We start from the raw sequence: 18010 nt of genomic DNA, 5'->3' as shown, positions 1-18010 counted from the left end.
GCGGCATCAGGCCGCTGAAAAATGGAACAGGCGCCCATCACTTCGGAAACAGGAAGGTCACGGCAAAGCGGAAGCCCCAGCCGTCCGGGCCGCCATCCGGGCTGTCTGCCCAGTAGCGCGCGCCCGCCTGCAGCGTCAGCGGCTGCCCGCCGACGCGCAGCATCTGCGTCGCCATCAGGTTGACCGGCACCGACCAGGTCTCGGTCTTCCAGTCGTAGGTCGACTCGGTGTTGATCATGAAGGTGGTGGAGGTGCGCGTCGTGTAGCCGAAGAAAGGCTGAATCAGGCTCGCGCTGATGTCGTCCCGATCATCCTCACCCGCCACCGACCAAAGGTGGTTGCCGAGCACGCCGTAGGTCCAGCCGTTCGCCTGCTTGACCACGACCGCGGTCGGCCCGAGCGCCCATTTCTCGCCTCCGAGCACCTTGTCACTCGCGGTCGGCAACAGGAGCGCCGGGCCGACGCCCCAGATCCAGCCGCCCGCGGTCGGCGCCTTGGGTGAAAAGAAAAGGTTCTGCTGCACGTCGCCCAAACCGGACTCATCGAGTGTGCCGCCAGCGGCGAAGTCCTCCTGATCGATCAGCGGCACGATGGTGCGCGAAATCAGGTTCCAGTCCTCGTTGAGATCGAAGGGAACCACCGGCCGGAGATTGAGCACCCACTTCTTGCCGTCTCCCGTCGCGCCGTAGCCCTCGTCGTAGTTGAGCTGCAGAGGAAAGCTGATCATGGCGGAAATCGGGTTTTGCGCTTTCATGGCCAGTTCGGCATCAGAGTCCGCGCTGGCAGCCGGGCTCATCGCCAGGCCAAGCACCGCCAGCAGGGTCGGCAGCACCGCACGCGCGGCGCCTGCGTACGCCTTGCATTCGTTCATGCACATGATTCCTGAATCTTCAACATTCAGTGGATCAGTCCGGGACGGCACCCGTGTGGGCGCACCGTCCCGGACTCACACCTGCACACCTACTTCGCCGGCGCCTGCTCGGGTGGCTGCACCGGCATGTAGACCGGCCCCGAAGGCCCGTAGGCCTGCATGTAGTAGGACTCGCCGCAACGGTAGTAGGTGACGCCATTGACCGAGCTCACGTCGGGCGCACATGGCAGCCCGGCCGCCGCCACCGGGGCGGGCGCAGGCGCCGGAGCGGGCGCAGGCGCAGGCGCGGGGGCGGAGCTTGCCGGCGGCGGGGGCGCACTGGAGGTCGACGTGCTGCTGTGCGCTGCGTCCGTCACCACCGCGCCAACGACAGCGCCCCCGATGAAGCCGACGGCGGCCGACCCGGCATCCCAGTCGTCATCGTCGTTGTCGTAGTAGTAGCCCGGCGGCGGGGGCGGATAGTAGCCGGCTGCCGGCGGACGGTAGCCCGGCGGATAGGCGGCGGCCGGATATGCGGGTCGTGCCTGCTGCCGCGCCGTCGCGCCGGCCTGGCGCGTCTCGACGTTCTCGTTCGACGCCTGCTGGCGTTGCGCCTGGTTCGCCGAACTGGTCGACTGGCGCTGCTGCTGGTTTTCCGCCGCCGCACTCTGGCGCTGCGCCTGGTTCGCCGAACTCGTGCCCGAGGCCGCACTTTGGCGCGCGGCCTGGTTGGCCGAACTGGTGCTCGAGGCCGCGCTCTGGCGCGAAGCCTGATTGGCCGAGGTCGTGCCGGCCGGTCGTGCCTGGCGAGGCTGTGTGGACACCGTGGCCGTCGCCGAACGGCTTCCGGCGAAGCTGCCTGCCGATGCAGTTCCCTGACGCGAAAAGCTCTTGCTCGCCTGCGGCGCGCCGGCAGTCCGGGCGGATGCACCGGCCGCCCTGGTCTCGCGGGCTTGCACGTCCTGCACCACAAACATGCCCGAGACGAGGAGCGCAAGCACCGCCATCGACATCACGCGCGCCTGTTTGCCTGCTTTCATGGCTTGACTCCTTCTGTGACGGCACCTTCCGCGGACTCGCCGGCGTCAGGCGGCGCGACGAGCTGGACGGCGAAGATGATCTGCCGCGCATCCGCACTCGGCTTGAATTCAAAGCGGTCTGCGGCGAAGCTCGGCGCCAGATCCCACTTGGAGAAATCGGCCCGGAACTGCGGATGTCCCTCCGACGCCGGATAGGTCATCACGATGCGCAGGGGCGTGGGCTGCTCGCCGTCGGCGATCCACACCTGGAAATCGGCCTGCGCGGTGCGGGCCGCAATGTGGTGGGCCGGTTTGCCGAGAATGTCGGTCAGGCCCACATAGTCGATGCTGCGAACCCGGCGCTGCAGTTCGCCGGCAAAATCCGTCAACAGCAAGGGCGCGAGCGGCATGCGCATCTGCAGGTCGCGGACGAAATACCTGACCGAGGCATCGATGTCGCCCGGCTGCGGCGCCTGCGCGAACACGCTCGTCGCGCCGTCCAGCACCGTGATCGACTTGCCGTCGAACAGGATCAGATCCTGGCTGCCATCACCCGCCGACTCCGCGATGCGGACCTTGTCCGGGCGCTGAACCTCGAGCTCGCGGATTTCACCGAACTCGATCTTTTGCCCATTGTCCTGAACGACGTCGTACGCGACGTTCAGCGAGACGCTGAAGCGCTCGGCAGCGCCGAGCGTCCTGGCCATCTCGAGCAGGCGATCGCGTGCGAACTGCTGCCCGACGCTCTCGGCAACCATCACGCCGCCCGGCTCCTGGCCGGAAGGCGCCCCCTGCGCATGCACGGCGCCCGCCGCAAACAGCGACGCCGCCAACACCAAACTGGATCGCAACATCACGCGTCCTCGAATTGAAAACCGACACTGGGGAAAAGGGCACCTGCGCCGCACGAACCAGGCTCGAACGGCACGGGGCGCCCGCTCGCCCCGCCTGCCTCACTTGCCCGCCAGCATGCGCGCCTTGAAGCGCTCGGCGTAGAAGGTGAAGTTGCTCTTGATCGTGTCCCACGACAGGGCGTCACCTTCAGGCGCCTTGGGGGCCTTGTCGATGAGCACGCCCAGGCGCTCGCCGCTGACCGCGTCGAGCATCTCGACCTCGAGTGCGGCCTCGTTCATGGACACCCGTGCGCCCGTCGCACTGGCGACCGCATGCACGACGAAGCCCACCGGCGTGTAGCTCAGCAGGCCGCGCTTGGGCTCGCTCAGCTTCACGTTGGTGATCGCCGAACGGAGGTAGATCACGCCCGGACCGCCCTGACTCAACACCGGGATCTCGGGCTCGAGCGTCCTGACCAGAGCCTCGTGAAAACTGTCGGCCAGCACCTTCATCTCGTTCGGATCGATCCCCTGATAGGGTGAATCCGGGCTGATGAAGATCTGCACGGGCGCCATCATCACCCTGGTATAGGCCGAACGGTCGAGACCCGGCTTCGTCCAGATCATCGCTCCCGGCCGATCGGCGTCCTTGACCAGCTCGGGCATGTTGTCGATGAATCGGGTGTCGGCAGCAAACGCCTGCTGCGCCGACACGAAAAGAAGCCCTGCAATGAAAAGTGCGCGCTTGGCGAACATGCTGCCTCCTGAAGTTGCGGAATCGGACACCGCGGGGGCTCTGGAGCGCCGAGGCCCCACCCGCGGCAATGCTCGCTGCCACTCTACGGACCGGCCCACCCGCATGCCATTAGACCTTGGTCCTAGCGCAGGGCGCGCGGGGTGCCGGCGTCGCCGGCGCTGACCCAGGCGATGGCGTCCATCAGCGCCTGGTCATCGACCGGCTTGCGCAGGAAGAAACGGGCGCCCAGCTCGCGGGCGCGCTCGCGGACCTGGTTGTCGTCGAGTGCCGACACGGCGACGACCGGAAGATCGCGCCCCAACTCGCGCATCCGGATCTGCGTCTGCAGCCCGGAGAGCCTGGGCATCGTCATGTCGAGCAGAAGACAGCCCACCGCATCGGGCGCCAGCTCGGCGAGGAACTGCTCGCCCTGGGCATAGGCCTTGACCTGATATCCGCTGGCGCACAACAGCCTGGACAGCGCCTTGCGGACGGATTCGTCATCGTCGACGACATACACGCAGAACGCAGCCGCCATGACAGCCCCTGGGCACCGGTTGATGGAGTATCAGGACGGTATTGGCAGAGGCGAAACCGCGCCATTGGACCTTGGTCCTATCCCCAGCCTGGGCAAGATCCCTCGACACGGCCTGGGCCACAGGCCTGGGCTGGGTCAAGCCCGCGGGCGAGGCGCCCTTTCGCAACGGCCGCCCGAATTCAGGCAGGCACGGCGCGCGCAGTGCGGCCCCGTGCGAGCGCCGAAGAGACACTCGCCCGATCCGCTCGAGGCCAGCTCGCACAGATGCACGAGCTCGGCCACCGAACGCACGGCCATGGTCTTCATCATATTGGCGCGATGGACCTTGACGGTCTTGATCGAGATCCCCAGGTCATCGGCGATCTGCTTGTTGAGGCGGCCGTCGATGACGAGCTTGAGCACCTCGCGCTCCCTGCCCGAGAGCGCCGCGAGACGGTCGGCGATCTCGTCGACCTGCTGGTCCCTGGATTGCAGCACGGCGTGGCGTGCAAGCGCCTCGCGCAGGGTCTCGACCAGCACGGACTCGTCTACCGGCTTTTGCAGAAAATCGACCGCGCCGTTCTTCATTGCCCGGATGCCGGTGGGCAGATCGCCATGTGCCGTGAGGTACACGACCGGTAAGGCGATGCCGCGCGCCAGCAGTTCGCCGTGCAGGTCCGGCCCCGTCACGACGGGCATCTGCACGTCGAGCAGCATGCATCCATGCTCGATGATGGGCAGGCGTTGCAGGAATTCGGGCGCCGAACCGAAAGCCTCGACCTTGAAACCGGCCGCACGCAAGAGCCGCACAAGGCCTCGGCGCAGGCTGTCATCGTCATCGACGACGAAGATCGTGGGCTCACCGGCGATCACCGGCGCGTCGGGGTCGGACCGCAGCATCTGCAAAGTTCCTGACACAGGGCAAGGCTGCATCTTAGCCGGAGAATGAATGCGCGATCCCCGATCGATCAGCGCGCGCGGGCAAGGTGAAGCTGAAGGTCGCCCCCGGGCCCGCGTTGTTCTCGCCCCGGATTTTCCCGCCCTGCGCCTCGACGATCGACCGGCAGATCGCAAGCCCCATGCCGATGCCCGTCGCCTTGGTCGTCCAGTAGGGCTGGAACAACTCGCCCGGGTCCTCGACGTCCAGCCCATGGCCGACGTCCGCGACGGAAAACTTCACTCCCCCACGCTCGTCTCGCGTCACCGTCAGGCTCAGCAGGCGGCCGCCGGGCGGAAGCTCGTGCATGGCCTCGATGCCGTTCATGATCAGGTTGATGAGGACCTGCTGGATCTGCGCCCGATCGACCTCGATGCAGCCCTCGGCAAGCAAATCGAGCTCGAACCGCACATCGTTCATGACCAGTTCGCTATGCATCAGGCCCATGACGTCCCGCACCAGTTGCGCGATCTCCACGCGCTGGCGCTCGGTGGGCCGGCGGCGCAGCATCGCACGCAGGGATTCGATGACCTGAGCGGCACGCTTGTCGTCGGCCACGATGTCCTCGAGGATCGCCTCGCCTTCCTCGGCGGGCAAGGCACCGGCCCTGAGCATTCGCAGCCCGGCCTGCGCATTGCTGAGGATGGCAGTGAGCGGCTGGCTCAGCTCGTGCGCCAGCGACGAGGTCATCACCGCGATCTGCGCGACGCGATCGGCATGCCAGCGTTCCGCGCGCAGGCCCTCGAGCTCGAGTTCGTCGCGGCGGCGAAGCGTGATGTCCTGCAGCGTGCCGAAGACACGCGGCCCGGAGGCCGGGCCGCCCGCGATCCGCTCGAAATGGTTCTCGACGAAACGCTCTTCCCCACCCGCAGCGAGGATGCGGTGCTGGATGCGCTGGCGGACAGGCACCCCCGACAGGCAGGCCTCGACGGCCTGCGTCAGTGCAGGCCTCTCGTCTTCGGGGACCCTGTTCATGAAGGCCTTGAACGACCCCGCTTTCGAGCCGAGGATCAGATCGGTCTGCGGCGAGGTCCACACCGCATCGGTCTGCACGTCCCACTCCCAACTGCCGAGCCCCGCGATGCGCTGCGCCTCGCGCAGGCCTTCTTCGTTGCGCCGCAGGGCGTCGAAGACGCTTTTGCGCGCCAGCGCACTCACAAAAGCGCCCCCCAATGCCTGAATGCGCTCGACGAGCACCGGCGCCCAGCGCATTTCGGCGGTGTTGCTGATCAGCGCAAAGACGTGCCGCACCTCACCGCCGACGACGTAGGGAATGTAGAGGCCCGAGCGCGTCCCCTTCATCTCGAGATAGCGACGATCGACCTCGGCCTCGATGGGGATCTCGTCCCAGCGGTGAAAGCAATAAAGGCGGCGCTGATTCACGACCATGTCATACAACCAAGGGCAGATGCGATCATAGGGCACCACCTGCTTTTCAGCCGGAACGATGCCCTCCGCATGATTCAGATGGGTCAGCCGGAGATGCCCGGGGGTCTCCACCGTGGCGAAAAATCCGGCCTGATCGGCCCCGGTGAAATCGAGCACGTCCTTCAGGGCGCGCTCGATCTCCGTGTCGATCTGATCCGACCACGCTCCTGCGAAGCGCGCGCACGCATCGGCGATCACCCGCTCGAAGCGCAGCGAGTCGGCCTGCTTCTGTTCGAGGGCCTGATGCCGCAGCGCACCGGCAAGCGTTTCCCCGAGCAGACACAGGCGGCCGATCGTCTCGTCGGTCCAGCCCGGGTCGTCACGACTGCAGCCCAGCCCGAGCACGAACTCGACCCCGCCTGCATGCGAGATGGGAACGAACAGGGCAGACCGGACTTGCCAGCCGCTCAGGCCGGCGCGATCGAGCGCTGCTGCGGGCGGCAGTCGATCGATCGACGGAATGCTCACCACGCGCCCCCGGACAACGACTTCGTCGAAAAGCCACGGGAAGATCGCCCCCGCATCCGGCGTGCTCAACGGCAGGTTCGCGCCGCCCCGCTGCACGCAGTCGCGGATCAGCACACGGCGGTCGGCATGCGCCACGACGCACAGGATGCCCCGATCCGCATCGAAGAACTCGACGATGCGCTGCAAGGCATTACGGACCTGTTCATCGAGCTCCGCGGACTGGGCGCGAACGAGGCTGGAGGAGAGCGCCGACGCCAGCGCCAGGAAGCTGAAATTGTCCGCGGCGGCAGCACTTGTGCGCCCTTGCGCGTCGGCGCACGCATTGGCGCCCTGGTTGTCCGGCGAGCCGGCTTCCGTCGCGTTCAACATCGATGCCAAGACTCCGTTAGAAACCGACTCGACTGACGAGCCCAGCGCAAACAGCGGTGATCGTCGGGCACCCCGGCCCGACTAAGCCCAAGGTCCAATGCCCTCGACGAAGCGCTGCGCGTAAGGTGCGAGCAATCCGATCTGCGGGCCTCTCGAGCGCGCGCCGGGCGCAGCATGGCGGGTTCGCTAATCCCCCGATCACCCCCCGACCCGCTTTTATCACAAGCAGATGGCCCTCTGTGCAGGAGTCCGATGTGACAGACGACGACAAGCGAGCAGCGGACGGCGCACTGGCCTCGAGCCGCAAAACGCCGCCATCCCACCCGTCCCTGACCGGAAAGCTGAAGGGCGTGTTCTCGGGTGCAGGCCCCGGACGCCCCCAGGCCAGCGAGACCAAGGCGGCCAAGGCGCTCGCACACGAGCTCAAGTCGTCCAACGAGCTTGCCGAAGACCGCACCGTCCTCGCCATCAAGCGCACGGTGATGGGCGCCGATCGCACGCTGATGGCGTGGCTGCGCACCGCATTGTCGATGATCAGCTTCGGCTTCACCATCTACAAGGTGCTCGAGGGGCTCAAGGGCGGCGACGTCAATTTGGTCGCCCAGCAATATGACCCGCGCAACGTAGGCCTCTTCCTCGTCGGGCTCGGCACCCTGGCGATGGTCATGGGCACCGTCGAGTACTGGTTTTCAATCAAGGGCATGCGGCCCGTCGCCTCGATCGCCATCTGGAAGCGCCCGTCGTTCATCATGGCGCTGATCATCTCCTTCGTGGGCCTGGGCGTGTTCGTGAGCATCATCGCGCACCTGCTCTGAGCGGCGGCATGGAAGCCCACAGCCTTCTCGAAACGGGTTTCGCGGCGGTGCTGCTGGCAGCCACCTTCGTCGTCGGCGAGCGCACGCACATTCTCGGCCGGCTGCTCACGCCGCGCAGCCTCACCTCGTTCGGCGGAGGAATGGCGGCCGCCTACGTCTTTCTTCACGTCATGCCGGAACTCCACGGCGCACGCCATGCGTTCACGGAAGCTGCCGCCATGGCGCTGCCGTACGAAGGCAAGGCGATCTACTACCTGGCCCTGGCCGGATTCCTGAGCTTCTACGGCATCCGGCACTTCCATACGCGCCAGTTGAGCGCGCGCGAGGGCAAGCCGGATCGCCTGGACTTCCAGATCCAGATCGGGGGCTTCGCCGCCTACGCCTGGCTGATGGGCTATCTGCTGCTGCGCGGACTCGAAGCGCATCACGCCGCCATCGAGCTGTACGCGGTGGCCATGGGCTTCCACTGTGTCGCGATCAACCGCGAACTGAGCCACGAATACGGTGACGACTACTACCGCAGCGGTCGCTTCATCCTCGCGGGCATGGCCCTCGCCGGCTGGGCAAGCGCGGCGCTGCTCGACCTGCCGGCGAGCCTGATCCCGCTGCTGCTCGCCTTTCTGTCGGGCGCCGTGATCATGAACAGCCTGATCCTGGAACTGCCGACGGAAAAGGATGGCCGCTTCTGGCCCTTCATCACGGGCGGCCTCCTCTACGGCCTCATCCTGCTGCCGCTGGGCTGACGGCGACCTTCCTCTTTTTACGGAGAAACCAGCAATGGACGACATCTGGATGCGCATCCTCGACAACATGAGCGATCGCGTGAGCGGCCCGCTGAAGTTCCGCCTGCTGCTGCAACCGCTCATGGCGGCGATCTTCGCCATCAAGGCCGGGCTGCTTGATGCCCGAACCGGCAAGCCGCCCTACTTCTGGGCACTGGCGACCAGCCCGGAGCACCGGGTAGACATGTTGAAGGATGGCTGGAAGAGCGTCGGCAAGGTGTTCATCCTCGCCGTCGTGCTCGACGTCGTGTACCAGATCATCGTGCTGCGCTTCGTGTATCCGGCCGAAGTCATCCTCGTCGCCTTCACGCTGGCGATCCTGCCCTACCTGCTTCTGCGCGGGCTGGTCACCCGCATTGCCAGAAAGCACTGATCACGAACCGGCGACTTATGAAGCGGCGGCTTACAATGGCGGGCCTTGCTTCAATTGCCGATGCCACAGATGAAGATCGCCACCTGGAACGTCAACTCGCTCAAGGTCCGCCTGCCCCAGGTCCTCGACTGGCTCGCCACCAACCGCCCTGATGCGCTGTGCCTGCAGGAACTGAAGCTCGAGGACAAGGCCTTCCCGGTCGCCGAGCTTGAAGCCGCCGGCTACCACGCCGTCTTCATCGGCCAGAAGACCTACAACGGCGTCGCCATCCTGAGCCCGCAGCCGATCGCCGAGGCCAGCGTGGTGCGCAACATCCCCGGCTTCGAGGACGAGCAGAAGCGCATCATCGCCGCCACCATCGCGGGCGTGCGTGTGGTGTGCGGCTACTTCCCCAACGGCCAGGCGGTGGGTTCGGACAAGTTCGAGTACAAGCTGCGCTGGCTCGCGGCGCTGACCGACTGGCTGCGCGAGGAGCTGAAGACGCACGAACGCCTGGTGCTGGCCGGCGATTTCAACATCGCGCCCGAGGACCGCGACGCCCACCCCGACTGGAAGGACGAGATCCACGTCTCCGCGCCCGAACGCGCCGCCTTCCGCGCGCTGCAGGACCTCGGCCTGATCGACGCCTTCCGCCTCTTCGAGCAGCCCGAGCGCGCGTTCTCGTGGTGGGACTACCGGATGATGGCCTTCCGGCGCAACTTCGGCCTGCGCATCGACCACCTGCTGGTGTCTCCGGCGTTGCGCGCGGCCTGCCGCAGCTGCGTGGTCGACAAGGAACCGCGCCGCCTCGAGCGGCCGTCGGACCACGCGCCGGTGGTGCTGGAACTGGCCTGAAGCGATGAGCGCCAGCACCTCCCCGACCGACGCCGGGCGCCTCGAAGCCCGCTACCCGGTGCTGGCCGAGCTGTCGGCACCGGCGCGCACCCGCCTGCTGCAAAGCGCGCACTGGATGCACGTGCCCGCGGGCGCGATGCTATTCGACGACCGCCAGGCCTGCGAGGGCTTTCCCTTCGTGGTCGAGGGCACGGTGCGGGTGAGCAAGTGCGCGCCGAGCGGGCGCGAGCTGCCGCTCTACCGCGTCGGCCCGGGCGAGACCTGCATCATCTCCTCATCCTGCCTGCTCGGCCACGAGGACTACAACGCGCGCGGCGTCACCGAGTCCGACACCCTGCTGATGCTGCTGCCGAAGGCGGTGTTCGACGAGCTGATGGGCGAACGCCCCTTCCGCGACTTCGTCTTCCACCTGTTTGCCGAGCGCATCGCCGACCTGATGCAGCTCATCGAGGAGGTCGCCTTCCGCAAGCTCGACCAGCGCCTCGCGGCGCTGCTGCTCGGCAAGGGCCGGGTGCTGCACGTCACCCACCAGCAGCTCGCCGACGAGCTCGGCAGCGTGCGCGAGATCGTCAGCCGGCTGCTCAAGAGCTTCGCCGAACAAGGCCTGGTCAAGCTCGCGCGCGAGCAGGTCGAGATCATCGACCCGCCGGGACTGCGCCGCATGGCCGCCGAGGGCAAGGGCGCGGCCTGAGCCACCTACCTCCGGGATCCCGCTCCCGGGCGGACCGGCGTAGCATCCCGGATCGGGTACGGGCTGTGTAACCTCGGTTACAGACCGCAGCCGGCCGGGCGTGGTCCAATCCGGCCACTCACCTCATCCGATCCAAGGAGAACACACATGAAAACGAACGTTGGTGGCGCCGACAAGATCCTTCGCATCGTGGCCGGTATCGCGCTGCTCGCCTGGGCGGTGTTCGGCGGCCCGGTGTGGGCCTGGATCGGCATCGTCCCGCTCGCCACCGGCCTGCTCGGCTGGTGCCCCGCCTATACGATGCTGGGCATGAACACCTGCCCGCTCGGCAAGAAGTAAGCACGCCCCACCCCACGAAAAAGCCGGCGCACCGCCGGCTTTTTCACGCGCCTCTCGACTTGGCGCCTCACCCCTCTCGCCCCGCGCACGCATTCGCGATCGCGACGTACTGCTCCACCGACAGCTTCTCGCCACGCAGCCCGGGGTCGATCCCGAGCGCCTGCAGCCCGGCGTCGTCGATGAACTCGCGCAAGGTGTTGCGCAGGGTCTTGCGGCGCTGGCCGAAGGCGGCGGCGACGATGCGCCCGAGCAAGGCCTCGTCGCGCGCGCCGAGCTGCTCCGCCGGCAGCGGCGCCATGCGCACGATGCTGGACATCACCTTGGGCGCCGGACGGAAGGCGCCCGGCGGCACGTCGAACAGCCGCCCCATGCGGAAGCGGTACTGCAGCATCACCGACAGCCGTCCGTACTCCTCGGTGCCGGGCTCGGCCACCATGCGCATCACCACCTCCTTCTGCAGCATGAAGGTCATGTCCTTGACCTGGTCGGCAAAGCCGGCGAGGTGGAACAGGATGGGGGTGGAGATGTTGTAGGGCAGGTTGCCGACGATGCGCAGCCTGGGCCCGACGCCCCCCTCCTCGCCAGCGCAAAGGCTGCCGAAGTCGAACTTCAGCGCGTCGCCCTCGTGCACCGTGAGCTGCGCCGGCGTGTAGCGCTCGTGCAGGCGGGCGATGAGGTCGCGGTCGATCTCGACCACGTGCAGGTGGCCGAGACGCTCGATCAGCGGGTCGGTCATCGCCCCCAGGCCGGGGCCGATCTCGACCATCAGCTCGCCCGGCTGCGGGCGGATGCCGTCGATGATCTTGCGGATGATGTTGGGGTCGGAGAGGAAGTTCTGGCCGAAGCGCTTGCGCGCGCGATGGCCGTCGGTGTCGAAGTCGTGCATGGATTTCCTTTCGCCGGGGCAGCCCGGCCTGGCTGCGCCGCGCTCAGGCGGCGGCGCGCGCCTGCGTCATCGCGATCGCCAGCTCGAGCGCGGCGAACAGGCTGCCCGGATCGGCGCGGCCGCTGCCGGCGAGGTCGAGCGCGGTGCCGTGGTCTACGGAAGTGCGGATGATCGGCAGGCCGAGCGTGACGTTGACGCCGCCGCCGAAGCTGGCGTGCTTGAGCACCGGCAGGCCCTGGTCGTGGTACATCGCCAGCACCGCATCGCCCTGCGCCAGCGTGTGCGGCACGAACAGGGTGTCGGCGGGCAACGGGCCGACCAGCTGCATGCCCTCGGCACGCAGGCGCTCGAGCACCGGGATGATGACGTCGATCTCCTCGCGCCCCATGTGGCCGCCCTCGCCCGCGTGCGGGTTGAGCCCGGCGACCAGGATGCGCGGCGCGGCGAGGCCGAAGTGGCGGCGCAGGTCGGCGTGCAGGATGCGCAGGGTCTCTTCGAGCACCTGCGGCGTGATCGCCGCCGGCACCGCGGCGAGCGGCAGGTGGGTGGTCGCCAGCGCGACGCGCAGGCCGCCGCCCACCAGCATCATCACCACCCGCGGCGTGCCGGTGTGCTCGGCGAGGTATTCGGTGTGGCCGGTGAAGGGCATGGTCTCGTGGGCGCCGAGACCCTCGCAGATCACACCCTTGTGCACCGGCGCGGTGACCATGGCGGTGAACTCGCCCTGCAGGCAGCCGGCGATCGCGCGGTCGAGCAAGCGCAACACGTAGGCGCCGTTGGCCGGATCGAGCACGCCGGCCCGGGAAGGCGCCGCGAGCGGCAGATGCAGCACCTCGACCGCGCCCTCGGGCGCGGGCCGCGCGGCGTCGAATTCGACCACGCCCACAGCGCTGTCGAGCGCCACGGCTCGCGCACGCATCAACCCGATGTCGGCGAGCACCACCGGGCGCAGCGGCCAGGCGCGCTCGGCCAGGCGCAGGCACAGCTCGGGGCCGACCCCCGCGGGCTCGCCGCTGGTGATGGCGACGAGCCTGCGCCCCGCTTCCGCGGCGACACTCATTCGCGCTCGATGCGGTAGTCGACGTAGGTGCTGTCGCGCAGCTGGCGCAACCAGTCCTCGTAGGCCTGCTCGGCCTTGCGTTCGCGCAGGGCCTGACGCGCGGCGGCGCGCTTGCGCTCGTCGGTGACGTCCTGCATGCGGCGCTCCACGAGCTGGATCAGATGCCAGCCGAAAGGCGAGCGCACCGGCGCGCTGACCTCACCCGGCCGCAGCGCGTTCATCGCGCGCTCGAACTCGGGCACGGTGTCGCCCGGGTTGAGCCAGCCGAGATCGCCGCCGCGGGCGGCGGAGAGGTCGGCCGAACTCGCCTTGGCCAGCTCGGCGAAGTCGGCGCCATTGACCACGCGTTCGCGGATCGCCAGCAGGCGGGCCTCCGCATCGGCGTCGGAGAGGACCTCGGAGGTCTTGATCAGGATGTGGCGCGCGCGCGTCTGCTCGAGCTTCTGCACCGCCGCCGCACCGCCGCCGCGCGCGTCGACCAGGCGCACGATGTGCAGGCCGGCGGCGCTGCGCAGCACCGGCGAAGTCTCGCCCGGGCGCATGCGGCGCACGGCGTCGGCGAACAGGGCCGGCAGGCGATCGAGCGGGCGCCAGCCCAGGCTGCCGCCCTGCAGGCCGTCGGGCGCGTCGGAGACCTCGGCGGCGACGCGGGCGAAGTCCTCGCCCGAGCGCAGCCGCGCCATCACCTGCTCGGCGCGCCTGGCCACCGCCTCGACCTGCTGCGGCGAGGCGCCCTCGGGCGTGCGCAGCAGGATGTGGGCGACGGCGAACTCCTGGCCGGAGAAGGCGTCCGGGTTGTTGGCGATGAAGTTGTCGATCTCGGCGTCGGTGACGACGATGCGGCTGTCGACCTCGCGTTCGCGCAGGCGGGTGAGCAGGATCTCGCTGCGGATCTCGTCGCGGAAGCGGCTCCACGTGACGCCATCCTTCTCCAGCGTGGCGCGCAACTGGTCGATCGAGAGCTTGTTGTTCGAGGCGATGCGCTCGATCGCGCGGTCGAGCGTGACGTCGTCCACGCGCAGCGAGGACTCGCGCGCGAGCTGGAGCTGGGCACGCTCGACGATCAGGCGCTCGAGCAGCTGGCGCTGCAGGACTTCCTCGGGGGGAAGCTGGGCGCCCTGGCGGGCGAGCTGGCGGCGGGTCTGCTCGATGCGCGCGCGCAGCTCGAGGCCGGTGATGACCTCGTTGTTGACGACCGCGACGATGCGGTCGACCTCGACCGCGCGCGGCGCGGAATGCACCGGCAGCGCGAGCGTGGTGGCCGCGAGGCCGATGGCGATTGCGACGCGGGAGCGGAAAAGGAGTCGTTTCATGTGTTTGGAGGTGGAAGCGCGGAACCGGCTTCAGTTGTTGCCGAACACGCGGTTGGCCGAGGAGTCGTTGATCTTGCCATAGCCGGGGACGCTGCGCTTGATCAGGCTGAGCGGATTCGAGCCGATCCCGGCGAGGTCGTTCAGTTCGAGCTGGATGAAGATGGCGTTGGTCACGTCGTCCTCGTCGATCGCGAAGCGATGCACCGCGGTGCGGAACACCCAGCAGCCGCCGTCGTACTCGATACCCGCGACCGCCTCGGTGATGCGGTCGTCCTTGAGCGAGTGGGTGACTCGACCGACGCCGTACCACTGGCGCGCGAGCGGCCACTGGCCGGAGACGTCGATGTCCTCGAGGCCGACGATGTCTTGATCGACACGCAGGTTGGGCGCGTAGCGGTAGCTCAGGTTGAGGGTGCGCGCGAAGCCGGGCTGGTAGCGCACGCTCGCGTTGAGGCGCTCGGTGCGGCTGGTCTCGGTGTTGTACTGGGCGTAGGAATCCACCGTCACCGTGCTGGTGATGCGTCCGCCGAGACCGGCGAGGATTTCGTTGCCGGTGCCGGCGCGGCGCAGTTCGTCCTCGTCGTACAGATAGACTTTCTGGTCGGAGAAGTAGTAGCGCTGGCCGATCAGCGCGCGCAGGCGCTCGACCCCGGTCTCCGCATCGATGAAGCGGGTGGTAAGCGCCGCGGTGAGGTCGTTGGCGTCGCCGATGCGGTCGCTGCCCGAGTAGCGGTTCTCGGCGAAGATCTGCGCGAAACCGACGTCGAAGCGGTTGGTGTCGAAGAGCGGGATGTCCGACTGCTCGCGGCTCGGCACGCGCAGGTAGAACAGCCGCGGCTCGAGCGTCTGCAGGTAGTCGCTGCCGAAATAGTTCGTCTCGCGCTCGAAGAACAGGCCGGAGTCGAGCGAGACGATCGGGACCGAGCGCGTGATCGATTCGGGCTTGCCGGAAGTCGCCGCGACGCGGTCGATGTCGTAGCTGGTGTAATGCACGCCCGCCTTGGGCGTGACGAACCAGGCCGCGCCCTGCATCGGCAACGACAGCTGCGGATAGGCGACGACGCGCGCGGCCTCGTCGCGATCCCTCTCTCGATGGGCGAAACGGACGAACTCGGTCTCGAGCAGGCCGGCCATGCCGCCGGCGAGGTCGGCGCGCACGGCGTCGAGGCGCAACTGCGGCAGGCGGCGATAGGGCTCGACGTTGCGCACGTCCGGATCCGGGTTCAGCGTCTGGTAGCGCTGCGCCAGCGCGGAGGCGGTCCACCAGCCGCCCGTGTAGATCAGCCGCCCCTCGCGCAGCAGGTTGACCCGCGAGGCCACGCCGATGTTGGAGGACAGGTCCTCGAAGTAGCCGTCGTCGGACACCGCGTTGAGGTCGAGCGTGCCGTAGAAGTTGGGGGCGAAGCGCTGCTGGTGCTGGATCGAGCCGAGCCTGCGCTCCTCGCCGGTCACCTTGTCGTTCGGCATCCACTCGAGGCGCGTGGTGCCCTGGGAGTCCTCGCCGAGATAGCGCAACTCGCCGCCGAACTGGACGCCGCGCCGGGTCATGATGCGCGGCGCCAGGGTCGCGTCGTAGTTGGGTGCGATATTCCAGTAGTACGGCTGGGTGAAGTCCACCCCGGTCTTGTTCGACGAGCCGAAGGTGGGCGGCAGCAGCCCCGACTGGCGCTGGCCGCTGAGCGGGAATTCGGCCCAGGGCATCCAGAAGATCGGCGTGTCCATGAACACGATCGAGCTGGCGTGGGCGGTGCCGACCTCGCGGTCGTAGTCGAGCTCGAGCTCGCGCGCCTTGATGTACCAGTCCGGGTCCTGCGGGCTGCAGGTGGTCCAGGTCGCGTTGGCGAGGCGGTACTGGTTCTCGCCCTCCAGGCGCAGCAGATCGGCCTCGCCGCTGCCGGCCACGGTGCGCGGCGCGTCGCCGGCGAGCGCGGGCGGACGCGCACGCGAGAGCTCGTAGGTCGGCGTCTCGAAGCTGCCGACACGGTCGCCCACCACCAGCGTGGCCTTCGGCCCGCGGATCGTGTCGCCACCGCGGCTCAGCACCACGTGTCCCTCGGCGAGCACCTCGTCGGTCGGCTCGCGATAGGTGACGCGGTCGGCGGTGAGCAGGGTGTCGTCGCGCTGCAGCTCGGCCTCGCCCTCGGCGACCAGCTCGATCCCGCGCTCGCCATGGATGCGCAGCGCGCTGACCGCGGTCTCGCCCGGGGCGAGCGCGGGTCGCTCGACGGCGGGGGCAGGCGCGGCGACCACCGGCGGCTTGGCGACGGCCGCGGGTGCCGGTGCGGGTGCCGGTGCGGGTGCCGGTGCGGGTGCCGGTGCGGGTGCGACGGCCGCGGGTGCGGAGACGGGCGCCGGGGTCGGAGCGGGTGCAGCCGGGGGTGGCGTGGCAGAGGCCGCCGCGGGGGAGGCCTGCACCGGCGTCGCGGGTCGCTCCGGCGTGGCCGGCGACGCCTGGCGCAGCAGCTCGGGCGCCACCCGAAGCGCGGGCATGGTTTGCGCGAATGCAGCGCCCGACAGGCCCAGCAGGAGCAGTGGAATCAGTCGAATGCGCGTATTCGGAAGCATGCGGATCAAGCCCTTGCCGTCGTTCGCGGTGCGCGACTGCCCACCCGAACCACCGTGTTGATAAACTCGCGGATTGTACACGAACCCCCGCGGAGATCCGGCTTGCATCGCCTCGAACAACTCCGGACCTGGCTCGCCAGTGTCCTGCCCGGCCAGTCCTTCGAACTCGCCCCGGCCTCGGCCGACGCCAGCTTCCGGCGCTACTTCCGCGCCACCTTCGCCGACGGCAGTCCCTCGCGCGTCGTCATGGACGCCCCGCCCGAGAAGGAGGACGTGCGCCCCTGGCTGCACGTCGCGGAGCTTTTCCGCGCCGCCGGCGCCCACGTGCCGGACGTGCTCGCGCACGATCTCGAGCAGGGCTTCCTGCTGCTCTCCGACCTCGGCTCGACGACCTACCTGCAAGCCCTGAAGACGCAGGACGATGCGCCGCAAGCCGTCCGAACCGCACATCACCTGTACGCCGACGCCCTCGGCGCGCTCGCCGCCATCCAGTGCGCCAGCCGCCCCGGCGTGCTGCCCGAGTACGACCGCGCCCTGCTGCTGCGCGAGCTGCAGCTCTTCCCCGAGTGGTACATCGCCCGCCACAAGGGCGTCGCGCTCACCGAGGCCGAGACGGCGATGCTGAACACGGCGTTCGAGCGCATCCTCGCGGTCAACCTCGCCGAGCCGCAGGTCTTCGTGCATCGCGACTACCACTCGCGCAACCTGATGCTGCTCGACCCCGCCGAAGGCCGCGGCGCCAACCCCGGGATCATCGACTTTCAGGACGCGGTCTACGGCCCGATCAGCTACGACCTGGTGTCGCTGTTCAAGGACGCCTACATCCGCGGGGACGAGGAGTTCATCCTCGACCTGCTGATCCGCTACTGGGAGACCGCGAAGAAGCTCGGCCTGCCGGTGCGGGCGGAGTTCTCCGACTTCCACCGCGACTTCGAGTGGATGGGCGTGCAGCGCCACATCAAGGTGCTCGGCATCTTCGCGCGCCTGTACCACCGCGACGGCAAGGACGGCTACCTCGCCGACATGCCGCTGGTCATGGATTACCTGCGCCGCGCCTGCAAGCGCTGGCGCGACCTCGCTCCGCTGTTGAAGCTGCTCGACCGCCTCGAGCCCGAGGACACCCAGGTCGGCTACACCTTCTGAACGACGCGCCGCGGCCCCTACCGCGGTGCCAGCCTGCGCCTGCCCACGCGCC

At 68.4% G+C, this 18010-nt stretch carries 18 protein-coding genes; 7 read left to right on the top strand and 11 right to left on the bottom strand.

Annotated elements, in window-relative coordinates; all coding sequences use genetic code 11:
* Positions 1 to 37: 37 nt before the first annotated feature.
* The 7 genes from ACZ5PP_RS19735 to ACZ5PP_RS19705 form a co-directional block, all read right to left on the bottom strand.
* On the bottom strand, positions 38 to 871 hold the full coding sequence (locus ACZ5PP_RS19735) for a hypothetical protein (protein WP_043742849.1): 834 nt from the start codon (positions 869 to 871) through the stop codon (positions 38 to 40).
* 89 nt (positions 872 to 960) lie between these two features.
* Complete coding sequence (locus tag ACZ5PP_RS19730) at positions 961 to 1890, bottom strand: hypothetical protein (RefSeq protein ID WP_043742851.1); 930 nt, start codon at positions 1888 to 1890, stop codon at positions 961 to 963.
* Entirely contained in the window at positions 1887 to 2723 is an 837-nt protein-coding gene (locus tag ACZ5PP_RS19725; protein WP_012585029.1) for a DUF2092 domain-containing protein, read from the bottom strand. The genes ACZ5PP_RS19730 and ACZ5PP_RS19725 overlap by 4 nt, the downstream gene beginning before the upstream one ends.
* Positions 2724 to 2822: 99 nt before the next feature.
* Positions 2823 to 3458 (bottom strand): DUF3313 domain-containing protein, encoded by a 636-nt coding sequence (locus ACZ5PP_RS19720; RefSeq protein ID WP_043742852.1) that lies wholly within the window; start codon positions 3456 to 3458, stop codon positions 2823 to 2825.
* Positions 3459 to 3580: 122 nt separating this feature from the next.
* Positions 3581 to 3976, bottom strand: a complete 396-nt coding sequence (locus tag ACZ5PP_RS19715; protein ID WP_276661006.1) for a response regulator transcription factor — start codon at positions 3974 to 3976, stop codon at positions 3581 to 3583.
* 135 nt (positions 3977 to 4111) lie between these two features.
* Positions 4112 to 4855: a response regulator transcription factor gene (locus ACZ5PP_RS19710; RefSeq protein ID WP_276661010.1), complete on the bottom strand. Its 744-nt coding sequence runs from the start codon at positions 4853 to 4855 to the stop codon at positions 4112 to 4114.
* Positions 4856 to 4889: 34 nt separating this feature from the next.
* Positions 4890 to 7157, bottom strand: coding sequence for a GAF domain-containing sensor histidine kinase (locus ACZ5PP_RS19705; protein ID WP_464826504.1), 2268 nt, complete (start codon positions 7155 to 7157; stop codon positions 4890 to 4892).
* 254 nt (positions 7158 to 7411) lie between these two features.
* Between ACZ5PP_RS19705 and ACZ5PP_RS19700 the strand changes: the two genes are divergently transcribed.
* From ACZ5PP_RS19700 to ACZ5PP_RS19675, 6 genes are all read left to right on the top strand, one after another.
* Complete coding sequence (locus tag ACZ5PP_RS19700) at positions 7412 to 7972, top strand: YidH family protein (protein ID WP_464826503.1); 561 nt, start codon at positions 7412 to 7414, stop codon at positions 7970 to 7972.
* Positions 7973 to 7980: 8 nt separating this feature from the next.
* Entirely contained in the window at positions 7981 to 8715 is a 735-nt protein-coding gene (locus tag ACZ5PP_RS19695; RefSeq protein WP_464826502.1) for a hypothetical protein, read from the top strand.
* Between the two features lie 34 nt (positions 8716 to 8749).
* A complete protein-coding gene (locus ACZ5PP_RS19690) occupies positions 8750 to 9127 on the top strand; it encodes a hypothetical protein (RefSeq protein ID WP_464826501.1) in 378 nt (125 codons plus the stop codon).
* A gap of 69 nt (positions 9128 to 9196) precedes the next feature.
* A complete protein-coding gene (gene xth, locus ACZ5PP_RS19685) occupies positions 9197 to 9961 on the top strand; it encodes an exodeoxyribonuclease III (RefSeq protein ID WP_464826500.1) in 765 nt (254 codons plus the stop codon).
* 4 nt (positions 9962 to 9965) lie between these two features.
* Complete coding sequence (locus ACZ5PP_RS19680) at positions 9966 to 10652, top strand: Crp/Fnr family transcriptional regulator (RefSeq protein ID WP_464826499.1); 687 nt, start codon at positions 9966 to 9968, stop codon at positions 10650 to 10652.
* 147 nt (positions 10653 to 10799) lie between these two features.
* A complete protein-coding gene (locus ACZ5PP_RS19675; protein WP_004299818.1) occupies positions 10800 to 10991 on the top strand; it encodes a YgaP family membrane protein in 192 nt (63 codons plus the stop codon).
* A 67-nt stretch (positions 10992 to 11058) separates the two neighbouring features.
* On the opposite strand, the gene rsmA is transcribed toward ACZ5PP_RS19675, so the two are convergent.
* From rsmA to ACZ5PP_RS19655, 4 genes are read right to left on the bottom strand one after another with little or no spacing between them, the layout of a single operon-like run.
* On the bottom strand, positions 11059 to 11877 hold the full coding sequence (rsmA, locus tag ACZ5PP_RS19670; protein WP_012585021.1) for a 16S rRNA (adenine(1518)-N(6)/adenine(1519)-N(6))-dimethyltransferase RsmA: 819 nt from the start codon (positions 11875 to 11877) through the stop codon (positions 11059 to 11061).
* A 43-nt stretch (positions 11878 to 11920) separates the two neighbouring features.
* Positions 11921 to 12937: a 4-hydroxythreonine-4-phosphate dehydrogenase PdxA gene (gene pdxA / locus ACZ5PP_RS19665; protein WP_464826498.1), complete on the bottom strand. Its 1017-nt coding sequence runs from the start codon at positions 12935 to 12937 to the stop codon at positions 11921 to 11923.
* Entirely contained in the window at positions 12934 to 14250 is a 1317-nt protein-coding gene (locus tag ACZ5PP_RS19660) for a peptidylprolyl isomerase (protein ID WP_004299811.1), read from the bottom strand. The genes pdxA and ACZ5PP_RS19660 overlap by 4 nt, the downstream gene beginning before the upstream one ends.
* A gap of 30 nt (positions 14251 to 14280) precedes the next feature.
* Positions 14281 to 16815: an LPS-assembly protein LptD gene (locus ACZ5PP_RS19655; RefSeq protein WP_464826497.1), complete on the bottom strand. Its 2535-nt coding sequence runs from the start codon at positions 16813 to 16815 to the stop codon at positions 14281 to 14283.
* 102 nt (positions 16816 to 16917) lie between these two features.
* On the opposite strand from ACZ5PP_RS19655, the gene ACZ5PP_RS19650 reads away from it, so the two are divergent.
* Positions 16918 to 17958, top strand: a complete 1041-nt coding sequence (locus ACZ5PP_RS19650; protein ID WP_464826496.1) for an aminoglycoside phosphotransferase family protein — start codon at positions 16918 to 16920, stop codon at positions 17956 to 17958.
* Positions 17959 to 18010: the final 52 nt, after the last annotated feature.

This window comes from Thauera sp. DNT-1 (assembly GCF_055393985.1).
Note: the sequence above shows the minus strand (reverse complement) of the source record. Positions and strands in the feature narration are given on the sequence as shown.

Coding starts and splice junctions, on each gene's coding strand:
- ACZ5PP_RS19735 (WP_043742849.1), bottom strand. CDS start 871: ATGAACGAATGCAAGGCGTACGCAGGCGCCGCGCGTGCGGTGCTGCCG.
- ACZ5PP_RS19730 (WP_043742851.1), bottom strand. CDS start 1,890: ATGAAAGCAGGCAAACAGGCGCGCGTGATGTCGATGGCGGTGCTTGCG.
- ACZ5PP_RS19725 (WP_012585029.1), bottom strand. CDS start 2,723: ATGTTGCGATCCAGTTTGGTGTTGGCGGCGTCGCTGTTTGCGGCGGGC.
- ACZ5PP_RS19720 (WP_043742852.1), bottom strand. CDS start 3,458: ATGTTCGCCAAGCGCGCACTTTTCATTGCAGGGCTTCTTTTCGTGTCG.
- ACZ5PP_RS19715 (WP_276661006.1), bottom strand. CDS start 3,976: ATGGCGGCTGCGTTCTGCGTGTATGTCGTCGACGATGACGAATCCGTC.
- ACZ5PP_RS19710 (WP_276661010.1), bottom strand. CDS start 4,855: ATGCTGCGGTCCGACCCCGACGCGCCGGTGATCGCCGGTGAGCCCACG.
- ACZ5PP_RS19705 (WP_464826504.1), bottom strand. CDS start 7,157: ATGTTGAACGCGACGGAAGCCGGCTCGCCGGACAACCAGGGCGCCAAT.
- ACZ5PP_RS19695 (WP_464826502.1), top strand. CDS start 7,981: ATGGAAGCCCACAGCCTTCTCGAAACGGGTTTCGCGGCGGTGCTGCTG.
- ACZ5PP_RS19690 (WP_464826501.1), top strand. CDS start 8,750: ATGGACGACATCTGGATGCGCATCCTCGACAACATGAGCGATCGCGTG.
- xth (WP_464826500.1), top strand. CDS start 9,197: ATGAAGATCGCCACCTGGAACGTCAACTCGCTCAAGGTCCGCCTGCCC.
- ACZ5PP_RS19680 (WP_464826499.1), top strand. CDS start 9,966: ATGAGCGCCAGCACCTCCCCGACCGACGCCGGGCGCCTCGAAGCCCGC.
- ACZ5PP_RS19675 (WP_004299818.1), top strand. CDS start 10,800: ATGAAAACGAACGTTGGTGGCGCCGACAAGATCCTTCGCATCGTGGCC.
- rsmA (WP_012585021.1), bottom strand. CDS start 11,877: ATGCACGACTTCGACACCGACGGCCATCGCGCGCGCAAGCGCTTCGGC.
- pdxA (WP_464826498.1), bottom strand. CDS start 12,937: ATGAGTGTCGCCGCGGAAGCGGGGCGCAGGCTCGTCGCCATCACCAGC.
- ACZ5PP_RS19660 (WP_004299811.1), bottom strand. CDS start 14,250: ATGAAACGACTCCTTTTCCGCTCCCGCGTCGCAATCGCCATCGGCCTC.
- ACZ5PP_RS19655 (WP_464826497.1), bottom strand. CDS start 16,815: ATGCTTCCGAATACGCGCATTCGACTGATTCCACTGCTCCTGCTGGGC.